Here is a 15,343-nt window from a genome sequence, read left to right as displayed (position 1 = left end):
TCAGTAGTGAAACGAAACAGCGCCGATGATAGTGTAGCATTTGCTATGTGAAAGTAGGACATTACCAGGCTTCAAATTGTAGAAAGCCCGAATCTAACGATTCGGGCTTTTTTACGTCTGCAGAAAAAGTGAAATGCGCGCAATTAACACTCACATCAGCACCCACCACGTAGGTCGGGTGAGCAAAGTGACTCCTGACGCTAAAATTATGTTTAATCACACCAAAATCACTCAATATCTCTGCACGCCGATAAGTATGTAGCATTTCACTGTGACTTTTTACCGCTGTGGGCACTACGACACCCTACTGCGTAGCTCACCGACTTAACATTGTAGAAAGCCCGATTCGAAAGAGTCGGGCTTTTTTACGTCTGCAGAAAATCATGCGTGAGTTATTATGGTTCATTTAATTATCTATTAAACACTCAACTGAATTGCATATTTAATTAGGTAGAGATACTTCTAATAAAGCACTAAAGAAAACTGTACTATTACAGGTGTTTTAAAATAACTATAACGAGAAACATATGAAATTATTAACTGCAGCAACTTTATTACTTGCTTCATCGACAGCCTTTGCACGCCCTGCACCGTTAGTGTCTATTCCTACTCATGATGCCTTTTTTAATAGTATTGCAGCGCATTGCGGTAAAGCTTTTGAAGGTGAAGTAGCGGTAGATAATGCGAAAGGCCCAAGCTCATTTACAGATAAAAAACTGGTTATGCATGTACGTAAATGTAGTGAGACTGAGTTACAAGTACCGTTTCATGTAGGAGACGATGCATCACGTACGTGGATCATAACTAAAACGGGTAGCGGCTTGAGTTTAAAGCACGATCATCGTCATAAAGATGGAACAGACGACGCATCAACTATGTATGGTGGCCATACGCTTGATGCAGGGTTTGCGCAGATACAGTCGTTTCCAGCAGACCAATACTCTAAAGAGTTATTTGTAAAACAAGGTCTTGCGCAGTCTGTAGGTAATACATGGCAAATGTATATTTACCCAGAAGTATTTACTTATCGATTAATTCGCCAAGGACGTGAATTTAAGGTGGGTTTTGATTTAACTAAACCAATTACTCCACCATCAGCACCTTGGGGTTATAAAGACTAAGGTTACTTACCCTTACTTGTATTTTCTTTAGTTTCGCATTGGAGTAAAACACTTAAATCTGGTTGGTAAGCGCGTGGTTTTGTTGGAAAGCGTTCGTACTCTTGCACGCCTTCAAGTACTTTCAACATAAAGGTATTGCCTCGGCATAGACGGTCAGCATGACGTAACAAAAATACACTTTGATTGGTAAAGTGTTTGTAATCGTCTGACTGGATTTCTATTTTATAGTTGTCTTCGCCAATTTGTGTTTGGTAGTAATGTACTTTGTTATCAAAGTCGTAGAGCTTCTCGGTTTCGGCTTTTTCAGCAAGTGCAGTATTTGCACTCGAAAGGGCCACCAGCGTAGCGCCTATAAATAAGCGTGGTGTGTTTATTCCTTTCATAAAATGTATCCTTTAATTTGCGAACTTTATACCCATTAATAAGAGTAATAAGGTCGATTTCTTTACGTATTAGTCTAACACCCAAAAAGGGAAAGTGTGATGTTCAAACAAATAAAACAACTTTTTGCTGTATTCGATGAACAGCAGCCAAGTATGCAAGAGCACGATTTAAAAACAGCGGTTGCTGCATTATTAATTGAAGTTATGCGCGCAGATACCAAGCTTGAACATGATGAACAACGAACCCTGACTGTAACCTTAAAAAAGTACTTTAATTTAACAGACACTGAGGTTAATGAGCTTACTAATAATGCGGCAAGTAGCTTAGATGATTCGATAGATTACTTTCAGTTTTCAAAGCAGATTAATGAGCATTGTAGCGCGGCGCAGCGAATAGAAATAATAGAGTTATTATGGCGCTTAGCGTATGCCGATGGAGAAATAGATCCCCAAGAAGACTACGTTATACGTAAAGTAGCAGGGCTTTTATATGTAACGCATACCGACTTTATCGCCGCCAAAATAGCAGCGACAAAGTAAGTAGGCGTGCGTGCAAGTTATTTTAACTTACTTGCAACGCTTACTAACTGATGAGCGAGGGCTGATACTTTTTCAGCCGTTACAGGTTCATTTATTTGCCCATTTTCATTAAACAATGTGTGCACAGCGGGTACTGCAAGTTGATCGGCAAGTACTAACGATCCAATGCCGCTTAATATATCACGCACATGATTTAAACCGCGTAAGCCGCCAAGCCCACCAGGCGATGCTGCAAACAAAGCAACCACTTTATTACGAAAAGCAGGAACAGCACCTTGTTCTGTGCGCGATGCCCAATCAATCGCATTTTTTAGTGCTGCGGTAATAGAGCCGTTGTACTCTGGGCTTGCTAGTAAAATACCGTCGGCTGTACGTAGCTTATCTTTTAAAAGCTGTACATCGCTTGGTGTACCTTGCGCTTCAATATCTTCGTTAAATAGTGGGATGTTTAATTCGTTTAGTTTTATTACTTCTACTTCAGCACCTGTTTGTAGAGCAAAGCGTGCTGCCTCATTAATAATTTTTTGATTAAAGCTTTCTTGGCGAAGGCTTCCTGCTAGGGCGATAATTTTTGGTGCTGACATGGTAGTGGCCTTTTAATGTTTTAAGTTACATGACTAATGTAGCAAAATTTCACTTGTAGAAAACCCTAATAAACGCAACACTTGTGTGCGTATATGCACATAAGTAAAAGGTAGGCAGCATGGCGATAAAATTTGAAGATTGGCAAGACGTTAAAGTTGCGTTTGAAGTGGCACGGTTAGGCACGCTAACAGCAGCGGCCGAGGAGCTTAATGTGCACCACAGCACAGTGCTTAGGCGAATTAATAATCTTGAAAAAAACTTAAATGCACGGCTTTTTCATCGCCATGCTCGTGGCTACAAGGTTACTGAAATTGGCACCAAGTTATTTGCAACAGCACAAACAATCCATAGCTCCTTAGAGCAGTTACATAACGATATAGTAGCGGCCGATAGCACCCTTAGAGGTAGTTTGTTGCTAACGACGGTAAGTGGCTTCATGGATGTCCTTGGTGATGTATGTGAGCAATTTCAGGCGCTACATCCACAAGTGCAGCTTGAGGTTATTTTAGAACAAAAAAGGCTAAGGCTCGATCACGGACAAGCACATATTGCAGTGCGTGCAGGCCCAAGACCTGATGAAGGCGATTATATTGCTCAGCATTTGGCGCAGCTTTCATCGGGTTTATACGCTAATAAACGTTACATTAATAAATACGGTATGCCTAAATTATTAATTGATTTACAACAACATAACTTTGTATCGGGCGTGGCAGGTTTTAATGCCCGCGTGCCTTATTTTGCATGGGCTGATGAGCACATTCCTGCATCGCAAATAAAGCTGCGAGTATCTGAAACTGCAGAAGCGACTCGTGCAATCATTAAAGGGCTAGGCATTGGCGGATTACAACATGACGTAGCGGCGCAATATCCTGATTTAGTGCCTATATTGCACAGTCAGTTAAGCTGGCCTACCGATGTATGGTTAGTCACGCATCACCTAGTACATCGCACTGCTAAAGTACAAGCTTTTGCAGGGTTGTTAAAAACACACTTTAGTAAGTTGGCTGCTAATCAATAATTTTAGCTGTGTTTTGGATGATTATAGTGTTTTTCTTACTTCTATCCCTATGCGTTTAGCCAAGCGTACTAAGTTAGCTCTATCTAATTCAAGCACTCTTGCTGCTGCTGACCAGTTGTAGTTATGCTTCTTTAATTGCTCAGTAATTACGTTGTATTGCAACGATTCTACAGCTTGCTTTAAAGGTTGGTTGATTAAGGCGTTGGTTGTACTTTGGCTTGCTACTAAAGAGTTTTTCGGCGCACTAGGTGTTAAATCACAGTGCTCGCTTGTAATGGTTATTATTGGATTTTGCCATTGGCTTTGTTTTGCTTTTAGGGCGCTGCGGCTAATGACATGCTCAAGCTCGCGAATGTTACCTGGCCAGTTGTATTGATTAAGCGATACTTGCGCTTCAGGGCTCAGTTTTAATTGTTTTATCCCTAATTTACGGGCTGTTTGCTCAATAAAATAACCAGCTAAGAGTGTTATGTCGTGCTCCCGTTTACTAAGTGGTGGCACAGTAATAGGGTAGACACTGAGACGATGGTATAAATCGGCTCTAAAGCGACCTTGTTCTACTTCTTCTTTTAAATTTCTGTTGGTTGCGGCAACGACGCGTACATCTACGTACTTTGGCGTGTCTTCTCCTACCGTTTGTATTTCGCCGCTTTGTAGCACTCGTAATAATTTACTTTGCATGGCAAGAGGCAGTTCGCCAATTTCATCTAAAAATAACGTGCCTCCATCAGCTAATTGAAATTTACCTTGGCGCGAATTTTGTGCGCCTGTAAAAGCCCCTTTTGCATGACCAAAAAATTCACTTTCGGCAAGATTCTCAGGGAGCGATGCACAATTTAAGTGAATAAGCGGTTGATCTTTTCGAGCTGAATTTAAGTGAATATTACGCGCAACAAGTTCTTTTCCTACTCCTGTTTCACCTAATATAAGCACGCTAAAGTTAGATGCTGCAACGAGTTTAATTTCGTTCTTAAGTGTTTGCATTAGCGGACTTTGGCCAATAATTTCACCGCCGTCCCGTGTTAACGCTTCACGATTTAGTTCTTGCACTAATGCACTTGAGTGCTGTGCATGCTGTTTGTAATGGGCAAGCTCTAAAGCTGTTTTAAAGTGCGCACTGCACAGCGTTTGTAAAGTATTGAGTGTATCAGCGCTTATGCTGTTAAATGCATTGGCGTTAAGGCTATCAAACGTAAGTACGCCAAGTAGCGCGTTTTTATCATAAAGAGGTAAGCCTAAACATGCATGTACCGGTATGTCGCCGGTTTTAGCTAATAGTAATCCGTCGTATGGATCGGGTAGTGGACAGTCGTGCGCAAATTGTAACGCGAGTGTGCTTTTGCAAATAGCTTCTAGGCGAGGGTGTTCTACTATTTTAAATCGTCTGCCAAGACTGTCGGACATTAATCCTTTAATTGCCAGTGGTTTTAATTGCTCGCCCTGAAGCACTAATAACGCACTTGCATCACTAGGAATCACCCGCTCAACCGTTGCTAGTAATTGATCAAAGCTATGCTCGTGCAGTGTACTTTGAGCAAGCTCTAGAGCAACTTGTGTAAGGTTGAATTGCTGGTTCATGTCAAAATGACCTATTCGTGTTTTTGTGAGTTAATTTATAGTAGGTCATAAAGACTCATAGTGTAAAGTAGTTTAATTTAACCTATTGAATTTACTTGAATAGATTTATTGGCACAGTATGTGTAATAGCTAAGTAACGTAGTTAGTTACAGAGGTCGCTATGAACACACTAATGCTGAATAATTTAAACAACCAAACACAGTTCAGTTCACTATACGAAACAGTATTATTTGCAGCCAATACTGCATTGGCTGTGAGTTTAGTGTGTATTACGGCAAGTATTTTAATTAGCTATCCGTTTGCAGAGCACTTTTCCATGGCGGTGCAAGTATCAGCTCATATTGGCACTATTGTTATTGCTGCTATTTTAAAAGTAAGTTACGTACTGCGCTGTGTTGCACAACATGGTTTAGGGCAGGAGGTACGATAATGCGCCCTATAAACTTAACTGAGCCAATGCCAGCACGCGTTGCTATTCATCAAGTATCTCGATGGCCGTTATGGATGCTCGCTTTTAGACCTTTCTTTTTAGGCGGTGGCTTATTGGCATTTTTTTCGGTGGGGTATTGGCTACTTATTTTAACAGGCCATGCAAGTTGGCACTTATCGATATCTGCGACATTATGGCACGCGCACGAAATGCTGTTTGGCTTTGCAGGAGTTGTAGCTGTTGGCTTTTTACTTACCGCAGCACAAACATGGACAGGCGTTACGAGCATAAGTGGCAAAGCTCTTATGTGGCTTACGTTTATATGGCTTGCAGCGCGCTTAGCCTTTTTTGTGATATTGCCCGATATTGCTCATTTTAATTTATATGCTGCACTTACATTACAAGTTATTTGGTGGCTAGGCGCCATAGCTGTACTGGCTAATATGTTATTAAAAGCCAATAGCAAGAGTAACTATCCGTTTTTAGCTATTTTAGCTGTGCTTTGTGGGCTCAATGTATTGTATTTAATACTCATTTTAAAGCAAAACATGCAGCTTGCACTTGGTGTGGTTGATACCGCAGTACTCGTCATTACTTTACTAGTTGGCATTGTTGCGGGTCGCGTTTTACCATTTTTTACCGCTAAAGGTCTGGGTTTAACCGAGCAAGTTCGCACGCCTAAAATAGATAAAGCAGTGATGTATTTATCTATTGTGGCTATCACTTTATTTTTTATCAACAAGTTGTTTTTGAACACGATTAACCCTGCGTTAGTTGTTGCAACTGTTGCTGCGCTTCACCTGGTCAGGGCTGGTTTTTGGTGGGATAGCAAGGTATTGAGAGTGCCGTTGTTATGGTCTTTGCATTTTTCCTATCTTACGTTAGGCGTAGGGTTAATGATGGTTGCATTTAGCTTTTATAGTAGTGCAATACAATTTAAAGATGCGCTGCACTTAATCACTATTGGCACAATAGGTATGATGATTTTAGCAATGATGACGCGTGTATCACATGGTCATACAGGGCGTACACTCGCTATTCCTCATTACATGGCTATTGCTTTTGCGTTTTTGCTTGTGGCCGCTATTACTCGTTCATTACTCCCTTTTATTATTGGGCCTCACCTTGCTTGGCAAATAAGTGCTGTGCTGTGGTTAGTGGCTTTTTTATTATTTTTAATTCACTGCACACCTATATTAACGCGGCGTCGTGTTGATGGGCGTCGTGGTTAGTTCATCCATAGGAAACACATATGTTATCTGATAAAACCATTGAGATTGTAAAAAGCACTGTTCCGTTATTAGCGCAGGCGGGTACGGTTGTTACCGATCATTTTTATAAGCGTTTATTTAGTCATAATCCTGAGCTTAAAAATATTTTTAATATGGCGAACCAAGATACAGGTCGTCAGCAATTTGCACTTTTTAATGCATTGGCTGCGTATGCACAAAATATTGATAATTTAGCCGTATTAAAAGAAGCGCTAACACGTATTAATCATAAGCATACAAGCTTGAATATTTTACCTGAGCATTACCCTATTGTAGGTGCACACTTAATTGGTACGCTTAAAGAGCTTCTTCCTGAGCAATTTACTCCCGATGTTGAATACGCTTGGCGCGAAGCTTACGGAGTACTTGCTGATATTTGTATAACCGAAGAAGCTGCTTTGTATGAGCACAGTAAAAATAAACACGGTGGTTGGGCGGGAACTCGGCAATTTGAAATAACCAACAAACAGGCCGAATCAGAACTAGTAACGAGTTTTACACTTACGCCAGTTGATGGCGAAGCTGTTATTACACATAAACCAGGGCAGTATTTAGGTATTAAAGTTAAGCCAGAGGGCGCTGAATATGAAGAAATTCGCCAGTATTCTATTTCACAAAAAAGTAACGCTAAAAACTACCGTATTAGTGTTAAAAAAGAGCTACAGCCAAAGCCTGGCATGGTGTCTAATTATTTACACTCATTAGAGCAAGGCACTATTGTTGAGTTATACCCGCCGGCAGGAGACTTCTTTTTACGTAATAATACAAGTCCAGCGGTACTAATTTCAGCAGGTGTTGGGCAAACGCCAATGCTGGCTATGCTTGAAACGTTATTAAGTGACAATTCTAATCAAGAGATTATGTATTTACATGCTTGCGAAAATACTCAGCAACATTCGTTTTCAAAATATTTATATGATCTAACAGCGCAGAATAACCACTTGAAAACAATAACGTGGTTTAACCAAGCGACAGAGGGCGCTGACTTTACTGGGTTAATGAACCTAAATGCAGTACAAGCACAGCTACCATTGAGTAATGGCGACTTTTACTTATGTGGTCCTGCCGGTTTTATGGCATTTATAAAAAAGCAGTTACTTGAACTAGGTGTTAAAAACGAGCAGATTCATTATGAAGTGTTTGGTCCGCATGAAGACTTGTAATAACGCTTTAAAATAGAAAAAGGCGTACAGCGATGTGCTGCGCGCCTTTTTATAAACGCTAATAAAGTGCCTTATAACTCTTTACAGGTCACACCTTCAAGTACTGTAGTAAGCTCTTTTTTAGGATAGTAAAGCTCGCATTGGTTATTACGTAGTTGCAAAATAAACTTCTCAGATTTTATATTATGCGCGCCCATAATTACTCTGCCATCAGACCCTTTACTCATTGCATGATCAATTAGCAGTTCGCTACGTTTAGTAAATACCGAATCGGAAAGTGTTACTAATGCGCCTCCCTTAGCTTGTTGGATTGCCTGTTGTAGTGTTGCAATAACGCTAGGATTAACGCTCGTTAATATAGCGGGTTTAGCGGGATCACTATTTACACTTTGGCATCCACCTAAAGCGAATAAGGTAGCTAATGGGAGTACTAATTTAGCCATTACCTTTCCTCACTCAGTGTTGGCCAAGTTAAGTCCATATTACGCTGGGTAAATTGCTCAGGCATATTTAAAGGAATGAGAGATTCACGAGAGCTTGAAAAATTAGCTGGCTCTGCTTTTGCAGCAGCCGTTCTAATTGGGCAACTGCCATTTTCAACATGAAATAATGCGGTGGCTAAAACGGCCTCGTCACTGTCGCCTAACTGATGATCAAAGTCGTCTTCAATTTCACAACCTTGAACATCAGCATCAAATTGTGGCGTAGGGGTTGGTGTAAAACCCGCAGCGTATTCGCCAAATCCTTTGCTATTTACCCCACTAAACTGAATAGTATAATAGGTTGTTGCGCAGTTATGGGTTGGGGTAAAGCCATAGGGCTTACCGCAGGTCGTGTCACCAATTAAAATAACTTCTGCGTCTATACCCTTTAAACCATTAATAAAAGCTTCTGATGCCGAACAGGTGCCTGATGTGCTTAATACATAAACCTTTGATAGGTTTAAATCAGGTAGGTTTTCACCTGTGCTAAAAATAGTAGAGTAATCTATTTCTTCATCAATAAATGGAAAAGGCGAATCAACGGGTTGTTTATCGTTTTGTTGGGTTTGATAATAAAAGCGGTTATTAACGTTGGCATTACCGGCAACCATATAAGCCAATTGAGCTGATAGCGCCAATAAGCCGCCGCCGTTATATCTAAAGTCGATTACAAGCTCATCAATACCATCGGTTTTAAACTTATTTACCGCGTCAATAAGCCCTTCTTGGGCAATGCTTATATGGCTATTAAATTGCATGTAACCCACGCTTGAACCATTTGCAGTCGGAATCGTTTTAACATTTTGAACTGGTGTTTGCTCAATATTACCAGCGGTTACATTAAATGTTTTTTCGGCGCCATCGTTACTGCGTACAACAATAGTATGTGAATCGCCGTTAGTTGGGCTAAATAAACCTTCGTTAAGCGTATCTACACCCGACTCTGTATTAGTATTAATGCTAACACCGTCAACTGAAAGTACAGTATCACCACGTTGAAAGCCTATTTGGCTTGCGGGCGAGTCATCTTCAAGATAAGCGACGCGTAAAATACGGTCGGCTGTATCGCCAATAAACGCCCAATTTATACCGTAACCAGAAGTAACGCCCGATTGCGCTTCTTGAAAGTAATCTTCAGTAGGTTCTGAAAAATGAAAGTTATCTTTTTTTGCCCCTGAGTCGGTAAGCTGCTCTGTTTTTAATTGAGCGAAGTAATCGGCTACTGTGCCAAAGCTTTCAGGATCGTTATCGGCAATCTCATCATACCAAAGGTAGGTTTCGTCGCTCCAAGAGCGAAGCCAGAGTTTTTCGTAAAGGGCAGAACCTGCTTGATCTGGGTAAGGCTCGTTGTTATTAAAGGGGTCGTTACCCGTACGCGGGGTTTCGCAAAAGTTTTTTAAATCGTTAGAGGGTTCAAATACACCCGCAGTCCATGTTGGACTGCTACTAACAGGTGTTGTAACTACAGGGGCTGAGTCGATACCGCTACCGCCGCCGCCACAACCGGTCAAAGCAAAGCCCGCAAATGCAGTGAAAATGGCAAGCGAGGTTTTATTATTTTTAAACATAGTTAAGGGCTTTTTTGTAAATAAGTTGTTTAAAATATTACAACACTCGCTCATTTATTCAACATTTATAGCTTTGATTTATGTAAATGAGTGTTAAAGCTTAGAGCTTGCTCGCACTACTTGTATCTGCGAATGCTTGCTTTTGCCATGCATTAAATAACTTTTGCTGTTTATCAGAGACTTTTAAACCGTATGTTTTTTGCATGTAAGCGTACGTGTCGGCTATACGTTTACGTGCATAGACAGGCGGTTCAACTACACGTTGCTTAAAGTTTACTTTTACTTCGCAGCGACCATACTGTGTGGCGTTTTCGCTAAGCATGCCAAAACGATAATTAGAGCGATCGGCATTAATTTCGCCAATAGCTGGCGCTAAGTTATTTATATCAGCTTCCATTTTTCTAAATTTAGCACTTACTTTACGGCAGTTTTTACGTCCGCCATCTTGCCAACATTGTAGCTGATGACCAAATTCCCACGCCGGAACAATATGTTCCCACTCAATGCGTAGTGCTCGCACATTTACTTTGCCTGAGCGGGTAAGTGTATTTCGAGGAATGTAACCACAGTTAGAAGGATCAGGAATGAGTTTTTTGCCTTCTTTTTTAATATCACAACCGCAGTAAATACTTTTGGCGTTGTCAGGGAGGGTTTTAATTAAATGTCTTTTAGCCGTTGAAAAACGGGTAAATTGTTCGGCAGATACCGAAAAACACACACAACAAGCCAGTAAGGCCAGAATAAATCGAGTCATATCCATCACAAATGTGAACTACAGGAACAGGCAGTTTAAAGCCTTGAAGATAAAAGATAAAGTTAACTTAAGGCCTGCACTTATATTACTAAAAAGTGTCCGATTAATTTTTTATTCAAAGTTATTTTCACTATTCATTTATTTCTTACTATTTATCGTATTTTAATCACACAAGATTATACGTTAAGGAGTATGCTTAAAGCTTACTCAATATGGGGATTTGGATTGCAAATGAAATTTGTTGATTATTATGCAGTGCTTGGAATATCGCCTGACGCAGACGATAAAGCAGTTAAAGTAGCTTATAAAAAGTTAGCCAGAAAATATCACCCAGATGTAAGCAAAGAGCCTCAAGCAGAAGATAAGTTTAAAGAAATAGCAGAAGCTTACGAAGTCATTCATAACAAAGAAGAACGCACTAAATACGACGAGTTACGCCGTCATCAACAAAATCGTGCTCGTCAACAGCAAGGTAATTATGGTGGTAACAATGCTTCATCGCAAAGTAATTATCAGCAAAGCGATCCTCAAACCGATCAAGAGTTTTCTGATTTTGTTAATTCAATGTTTGGCGGCGCCGGTGGATTCAATCGTTCCGGGCAGGGCAGAAGTAACGCCGCTAGCGCGCAAAAAGGACAAGATGTGGAAATAGAGTTCCCGATTTTTCTTGAAGAGACTTTAGTTGATACCGTTAAGCCTGTTGAGTTTATATTACCGCAGCGAGATAGTAGTGGTCGTGTCTCTGAAATTAAAAAATCACTTAAAGTGAAAATTCCCGCAGGTTCAGTAAATGGCGAACGAATTCGACTAAAAGGGCAAGGCGGATTAGGGTCAGCGAACGGGCAAAATGGCGATTTGTACTTACAAATTAGTTTAGTGCCCCACCCATTATTTGATGTTGAAGGTCATAACCTAAATATAGTCGTCCCTCTTGCACCATGGGAAGCGGCTCTTGGTACAAAAATAAATTTACCTACGTTGGCAGGCAAAATCCAATTAACTATTCCATCTAATAGTCAGTCTGGTCAACGCTTGCGTATTAAAGGTAAGGGATTAATGAGTAAAAAAGCCAAAGGTGATTTATTTGCTGTGCTTAAAATTGTTAATCCAACATCTGTTGATGATACCAGTAAAAAACTTTGGGAAGAATTAGCCGAAAAAGCTCACTTTGATCCCCGTAATAACTGGAGCAAGCCATAATGCAAATTATCGTGACACAAAAAGATGATTTACTTACTAGCAAAGAGCTATGTTTGAGTAGTGATATTAGCGAAGCAATTTTATATGAGCTAGTTGAGCACAATATTGCGGTTCCAATTGAGGGGAAGCATGTTACGCAGTGGCAATTTACGGTATCTGCAGTGACCTTAGTTAAAAAAGCGGCCCGTATTCAACATGACTTTTCGTTAGATTGGTCGGCAATAGCTTTAGTTCTACAATTGCTGGATGAGCGTGATGAGTTGATTTTCGAAAATGAAATGTTAAAGCGACATTTGAGTCGATTTAAACACTTGGAATAAAATAAGCCCTTGGGTACTTCCTAGGGCTTATTTACTCTTTGGTGAGAGTGCGCTAGTTCTTAAAAACCTATATGACTACTTTGATTTATTCTTACTTTTAATTCGGATAAATCGTTTTAGTCGTATGTTTTGCATAAGTAGTAATATTCCACTTAGGCAAAAAAGTACGCTGGTTGCTGCAAAACTAATAAGCAGCGGATTATTAAAATCCTCTCGCTCATCGTAATCCATAATATGTAACATCCAAAAAAAGTCGAAAATTCGCCATAGTGTGCTGCGAACGGTGATAACTTTGCCGTTATTTTCTGACAAATACAGTGTTGTGTTAAATGTGTCGTCAAATTGTACCTGCCAAACATTGGTTTTATATCCAACTTCTCGCATACCTTGCTTTAGCAGTACAGCGCTTGTTACTTGAGCATCAATAAGTAAGTGTGCTTTAGCATTTGCGGTAATTTGTATTTTAGTTGGCGGCTCAAAAGGCCGGCCTGTTATACCGTTAAAGCTTTGCTGTTCATCTTTATTTATTACTGTAATTATAGGTGTGGTTAAAAAAGTTCTCAAAAATTATTTGTGTTGGATTAACCACCTGAGATGCAATATCGTCAAGGGAGGCAACATAATCAGCCTGCGTAAATGGGTTATTAAGAGTACGTGTTGCAAGATGCTCCCCATGAACTTTATCAAGAGGGATAGCGCTCATTACTAAACCACCTAATAGCCAAGCTAAAATTTGTAATGTGAGCAAATAACCGAGCCATTTATGTAACTTGCGAGCATACTTAAATATTTTTTTATTCATGTTTTAGTCTTATTATTTTTAGAGGCTAGTTTATTACATTAATGGGATTAGTTACTGCGACATTTTGTCGCAGTTTAAACTATAGCTTACTGTAATCATTTAAAAATAAAAAAGATTACACTTAAATTGCTAACATGACTTATTTGTTTTATTGAGCTGAGTGTTTGATATCCAGCTAGCTTTAAACGCTAAAAAATACTTAAAAGCTGCGAAATATCTATATAAAGTGGTTAATAGAGCATAGTTGATTTGGTATAACGGTAAAACTGCGTTAAAGTTTGCAATGAAATTATTAGAGGATAAATACGAAACGATGTCGGAAATTCAATTTTTAAATGTAGATCTTGAGCTTGAATCAAAGCAAGATATTAGTTTGCTAGTGGCAGACTTGAAAAAAGTCGCGACGATTTTACATTATGACAAAGACGAATACCGTCAATTAGCGCGTATTGAAGCAACAGGTGTAGTAAACACGCCTGACAAAGCAATAAACCATATATGTGAGCTTATTGAATCGTGTTCGCGTAACGCGCTAAAGCAATGGTTAAGCTGTTCACGTAGAACGTTTGATATTGGTTTTGAATCAGGCACTTCCCCTAAGTGCTTTAATCAAGCCTTAGATGCAGATACATTACTACGTATATCTGCGATTGGTGCGGGTATGGAAATTACAATTTACCCAATCGAAAAGTAACTACCTTCGCTCTACGACTGCTGCGGTCATTTTTGATACGCAGCACAGCTCATTGCGGCTATTTGTAATTTTTATTTCCCATACTGAACTACGTTTGCCAATATGAAACGCTCTAGCCGTTGCTGTTAAAGTGCCGTTGCGAGATGCTTTTAAATGACTTGCGCTAATTTCCTGCCCTACACAGTAAAATTTAGTAAAATCGACAACAAAGTTAGCGGCATAGCTGGCAACTGTTTCGGCAAGTACAACGTTAGCACCGCCGTGAACCATGCCCATTGGGTTATGATGCTCAGGAATTGCCGGCATTGTGGCAACCAAATAATCATCGCCAATTTCTGTGACTTCTATCCCCATAGTTTTCATTAATGTTCCTTGGCCATTAATGCCTTGTTCTAACTGCTTGCACAGCTCTAAGGTGATGGGCTGGTACCAAATACTCATAATGACTCCTTTGCTTTTTTAATCATTTATAAACCTAGCTTTAGTTATACCCCTAAAATGTACACAAGTGAAATTACTTTGGCTATTTTAAGGCTTAATTTAAATTTGCGATTTTTATTTAACTGTATATACTCACAGTTAAATGTACTGTATGGAAAACCAGTTGTATGCGACCATTAACGAACCGCCAAGCTCAAATACTCGAACTAATTAAAGTTTTTATTAAAGACACTGGTATGCCTCCTACACGTGCTGAAATAGCGCAAACATTAGGTTTTAAAAGTGCCAATGCTGCTGAAGAACATTTAAAAGCACTTGCTAAAAAAGGCGCAATTAAAATGAAACCAGGTGCAAGCCGTGGTATTCAGTTAATTGAAGAAGAAGAGCCAGAACAATTAGGTTTACCGCTTATAGGGCGTGTTGCTGCTGGTTCACCTATTTTGGCGCAAGAGCACGTTGAAAGTCACTGCAAAATCGATCCATTAATGTTTAAACCGGCTGCAGATTTTTTACTACGCGTTAACGGTATGAGCATGAAAGATATTGGTATTATGGATGGTGATTTACTTGCTGTACATCGTACTCAAACCGCTGAAAACGGGCAAGTTGTTGTTGCCCGCCTAGACGAAGACGTAACTGTAAAACGTCTTGAGAAAGCGGGTCGTAAAGTATTACTTCATGCTGAAAACGACGATTTTGAATCTATTGAAGTAGATCTTGAGAATGAGTCTTTTAATATTGAAGGCTTAGCCGTTGGCGTTATAAGAAACGCTGATTGGATGTGACTTTAAAAATAGCTTTTAAACAAGCAGTTTTATAAATGCGTACTAATTAGTTAACACCACTCGTTTAAGAACGAGTGGTGTTTTTTCGTTTATACCTAACTGGATATTTTTGTGTCTTTGCGAGCACCGTTCGCGGATAAGCTTTTCGCTTTCTTTTCTCCGGTAATATTAGCCGTTTACCGTTTTCACGTAGTTCTTTTAGCTTTTT

Annotated in this window: 18 protein-coding genes and 1 pseudogene; 10 read left to right on the top strand and 9 right to left on the bottom strand. The window is 39.8% G+C overall.

Annotated features, from left to right (window positions below):
* Positions 1 to 61 precede the first annotated feature (61 nt).
* Positions 62 to 295, bottom strand: a complete 234-nt coding sequence (locus QL998_RS18945; protein WP_290193282.1) for a hypothetical protein — start codon at positions 293 to 295, stop codon at positions 62 to 64.
* Between the two features lie 232 nt (positions 296 to 527).
* Here QL998_RS18945 and QL998_RS18940 point away from each other — a divergent pair, with 232 nt between their 5' ends.
* Positions 528 to 1,121, top strand: coding sequence for a hypothetical protein (locus tag QL998_RS18940; RefSeq protein ID WP_290193281.1), 594 nt, complete (start codon positions 528 to 530; stop codon positions 1,119 to 1,121).
* Between the two features lie 2 nt (positions 1,122 to 1,123).
* Here QL998_RS18940 and QL998_RS18935 read toward each other — a convergent pair whose 3' ends face one another.
* The gene (locus tag QL998_RS18935; RefSeq protein WP_002959647.1) at positions 1,124 to 1,504 is read right to left on the bottom strand and encodes a hypothetical protein; all 381 of its coding nucleotides are present in this window, start codon (positions 1,502 to 1,504) and stop codon (positions 1,124 to 1,126) included.
* 99 nt (positions 1,505 to 1,603) lie between these two features.
* Between QL998_RS18935 and QL998_RS18930 the strand changes: the two genes are divergently transcribed.
* Positions 1,604 to 2,044 (top strand): TerB family tellurite resistance protein, encoded by a 441-nt coding sequence (locus QL998_RS18930; protein WP_002959645.1) that lies wholly within the window; start codon positions 1,604 to 1,606, stop codon positions 2,042 to 2,044.
* 17 nt (positions 2,045 to 2,061) lie between these two features.
* On the opposite strand, the gene QL998_RS18925 is transcribed toward QL998_RS18930, so the two are convergent.
* The gene (locus QL998_RS18925) at positions 2,062 to 2,628 is read right to left on the bottom strand and encodes an NAD(P)H-dependent oxidoreductase (protein WP_024605004.1); all 567 of its coding nucleotides are present in this window, start codon (positions 2,626 to 2,628) and stop codon (positions 2,062 to 2,064) included.
* 119 nt (positions 2,629 to 2,747) lie between these two features.
* On the opposite strand from QL998_RS18925, the gene QL998_RS18920 reads away from it, so the two are divergent.
* Positions 2,748 to 3,647 carry a LysR family transcriptional regulator gene (locus QL998_RS18920; RefSeq protein ID WP_024605005.1) on the top strand — a complete coding sequence of 300 codons (900 nt, stop codon included), beginning with the start codon at positions 2,748 to 2,750 and terminating at the stop codon, positions 3,645 to 3,647.
* A 21-nt stretch (positions 3,648 to 3,668) separates the two neighbouring features.
* On the opposite strand, the gene norR is transcribed toward QL998_RS18920, so the two are convergent.
* Positions 3,669 to 5,225: a nitric oxide reductase transcriptional regulator NorR gene (gene norR / locus QL998_RS18915; protein ID WP_290193280.1), complete on the bottom strand. Its 1,557-nt coding sequence runs from the start codon at positions 5,223 to 5,225 to the stop codon at positions 3,669 to 3,671.
* A 160-nt stretch (positions 5,226 to 5,385) separates the two neighbouring features.
* Here norR and QL998_RS18910 point away from each other — a divergent pair, with 160 nt between their 5' ends.
* Genes QL998_RS18910 through hmpA form a run of 3 tightly spaced genes read left to right on the top strand, consistent with a single transcriptional unit; the run spans position 5,386 to position 8,089 of the window.
* Positions 5,386 to 5,655: a hypothetical protein gene (locus QL998_RS18910; protein ID WP_290193279.1), complete on the top strand. Its 270-nt coding sequence runs from the start codon at positions 5,386 to 5,388 to the stop codon at positions 5,653 to 5,655.
* Positions 5,655 to 6,887: an NnrS family protein gene (locus tag QL998_RS18905; protein WP_290193278.1), complete on the top strand. Its 1,233-nt coding sequence runs from the start codon at positions 5,655 to 5,657 to the stop codon at positions 6,885 to 6,887. Before QL998_RS18910 ends, QL998_RS18905 begins: the two co-directional genes overlap by 1 nt.
* Before the next feature lie 20 nt (positions 6,888 to 6,907).
* Positions 6,908 to 8,089 carry an NO-inducible flavohemoprotein gene (gene hmpA, locus QL998_RS18900; protein WP_290193277.1) on the top strand — a complete coding sequence of 394 codons (1,182 nt, stop codon included), beginning with the start codon at positions 6,908 to 6,910 and terminating at the stop codon, positions 8,087 to 8,089.
* A gap of 71 nt (positions 8,090 to 8,160) precedes the next feature.
* On the opposite strand, the gene QL998_RS18895 is transcribed toward hmpA, so the two are convergent.
* The 3 genes from QL998_RS18895 to QL998_RS18885 form a co-directional block, all read right to left on the bottom strand.
* The gene (locus QL998_RS18895) at positions 8,161 to 8,532 is read right to left on the bottom strand and encodes a hypothetical protein (protein ID WP_024605009.1); all 372 of its coding nucleotides are present in this window, start codon (positions 8,530 to 8,532) and stop codon (positions 8,161 to 8,163) included.
* Positions 8,532 to 10,139, bottom strand: coding sequence for a S41 family peptidase (locus QL998_RS18890; RefSeq protein WP_290193276.1), 1,608 nt, complete (start codon positions 10,137 to 10,139; stop codon positions 8,532 to 8,534). Before QL998_RS18890 ends, QL998_RS18895 begins: the two co-directional genes overlap by 1 nt.
* 100 nt (positions 10,140 to 10,239) lie before the next feature.
* On the bottom strand, positions 10,240 to 10,893 hold the full coding sequence (locus tag QL998_RS18885; RefSeq protein WP_029751761.1) for an endonuclease: 654 nt from the start codon (positions 10,891 to 10,893) through the stop codon (positions 10,240 to 10,242).
* Between the two features lie 231 nt (positions 10,894 to 11,124).
* On the opposite strand from QL998_RS18885, the gene QL998_RS18880 reads away from it, so the two are divergent.
* Both QL998_RS18880 and QL998_RS18875 read left to right on the top strand, forming a co-directional pair.
* Positions 11,125 to 12,093 carry a DnaJ C-terminal domain-containing protein gene (locus QL998_RS18880; RefSeq protein WP_290193275.1) on the top strand — a complete coding sequence of 323 codons (969 nt, stop codon included), beginning with the start codon at positions 11,125 to 11,127 and terminating at the stop codon, positions 12,091 to 12,093.
* A complete protein-coding gene (locus QL998_RS18875; RefSeq protein WP_007584937.1) occupies positions 12,093 to 12,413 on the top strand; it encodes a chaperone modulator CbpM in 321 nt (106 codons plus the stop codon). The genes QL998_RS18880 and QL998_RS18875 overlap by 1 nt, the downstream gene beginning before the upstream one ends.
* 75 nt (positions 12,414 to 12,488) lie before the next feature.
* Here the strand turns inward: QL998_RS18875 and QL998_RS18870 are convergent.
* Positions 12,489 to 13,215 (bottom strand): annotated as a pseudogene (locus tag QL998_RS18870) (hypothetical protein).
* Between the two features lie 313 nt (positions 13,216 to 13,528).
* Here QL998_RS18870 and QL998_RS18865 point away from each other — a divergent pair.
* A complete protein-coding gene (locus tag QL998_RS18865; protein ID WP_008138697.1) occupies positions 13,529 to 13,909 on the top strand; it encodes a hypothetical protein in 381 nt (126 codons plus the stop codon).
* Here the strand turns inward: QL998_RS18865 and QL998_RS18860 are convergent, their stop codons facing one another.
* On the bottom strand, positions 13,910 to 14,350 hold the full coding sequence (locus tag QL998_RS18860; RefSeq protein ID WP_149603343.1) for a PaaI family thioesterase: 441 nt from the start codon (positions 14,348 to 14,350) through the stop codon (positions 13,910 to 13,912). It abuts the gene before it with no gap.
* A gap of 167 nt (positions 14,351 to 14,517) precedes the next feature.
* Between QL998_RS18860 and lexA the strand changes: the two genes are divergently transcribed.
* A complete protein-coding gene (lexA, locus tag QL998_RS18855; RefSeq protein ID WP_007584941.1) occupies positions 14,518 to 15,135 on the top strand; it encodes a transcriptional repressor LexA in 618 nt (205 codons plus the stop codon).
* Positions 15,136 to 15,343 lie beyond the last annotated feature (208 nt).

It is taken from the genome of Pseudoalteromonas sp. APC 3691, from assembly GCF_030408135.1.
Taxonomy (GTDB): domain Bacteria; phylum Pseudomonadota; class Gammaproteobacteria; order Enterobacterales; family Alteromonadaceae; genus Pseudoalteromonas.
This window is presented reverse-complemented; position numbering and strand designations above follow the sequence as displayed.

Bases quoted from the DNA above. Each gene is read 5' to 3' on its own strand.
- QL998_RS18920 (WP_024605005.1), top strand. From the start codon at position 2,748: ATGGCGATAAAATTTGAAGATTGGCAAGACGTTAAAGTTGCGTTTGAA.
- QL998_RS18865 (WP_008138697.1), top strand. From the start codon at position 13,529: ATGTCGGAAATTCAATTTTTAAATGTAGATCTTGAGCTTGAATCAAAG.
- QL998_RS18890 (WP_290193276.1), bottom strand. From the start codon at position 10,139: ATGTTTAAAAATAATAAAACCTCGCTTGCCATTTTCACTGCATTTGCG.
- QL998_RS18940 (WP_290193281.1), top strand. From the start codon at position 528: ATGAAATTATTAACTGCAGCAACTTTATTACTTGCTTCATCGACAGCC.
- QL998_RS18930 (WP_002959645.1), top strand. From the start codon at position 1,604: ATGTTCAAACAAATAAAACAACTTTTTGCTGTATTCGATGAACAGCAG.
- lexA (WP_007584941.1), top strand. From the start codon at position 14,518: ATGCGACCATTAACGAACCGCCAAGCTCAAATACTCGAACTAATTAAA.
- QL998_RS18925 (WP_024605004.1), bottom strand. From the start codon at position 2,628: ATGTCAGCACCAAAAATTATCGCCCTAGCAGGAAGCCTTCGCCAAGAA.
- QL998_RS18875 (WP_007584937.1), top strand. From the start codon at position 12,093: ATGCAAATTATCGTGACACAAAAAGATGATTTACTTACTAGCAAAGAG.
- QL998_RS18895 (WP_024605009.1), bottom strand. From the start codon at position 8,532: ATGGCTAAATTAGTACTCCCATTAGCTACCTTATTCGCTTTAGGTGGA.
- QL998_RS18905 (WP_290193278.1), top strand. From the start codon at position 5,655: ATGCGCCCTATAAACTTAACTGAGCCAATGCCAGCACGCGTTGCTATT.
- QL998_RS18910 (WP_290193279.1), top strand. From the start codon at position 5,386: ATGAACACACTAATGCTGAATAATTTAAACAACCAAACACAGTTCAGT.
- QL998_RS18880 (WP_290193275.1), top strand. From the start codon at position 11,125: ATGAAATTTGTTGATTATTATGCAGTGCTTGGAATATCGCCTGACGCA.
- QL998_RS18860 (WP_149603343.1), bottom strand. From the start codon at position 14,350: ATGAGTATTTGGTACCAGCCCATCACCTTAGAGCTGTGCAAGCAGTTA.
- QL998_RS18935 (WP_002959647.1), bottom strand. From the start codon at position 1,504: ATGAAAGGAATAAACACACCACGCTTATTTATAGGCGCTACGCTGGTG.
- hmpA (WP_290193277.1), top strand. From the start codon at position 6,908: ATGTTATCTGATAAAACCATTGAGATTGTAAAAAGCACTGTTCCGTTA.
- norR (WP_290193280.1), bottom strand. From the start codon at position 5,225: ATGAACCAGCAATTCAACCTTACACAAGTTGCTCTAGAGCTTGCTCAA.
- QL998_RS18885 (WP_029751761.1), bottom strand. From the start codon at position 10,893: ATGACTCGATTTATTCTGGCCTTACTGGCTTGTTGTGTGTGTTTTTCG.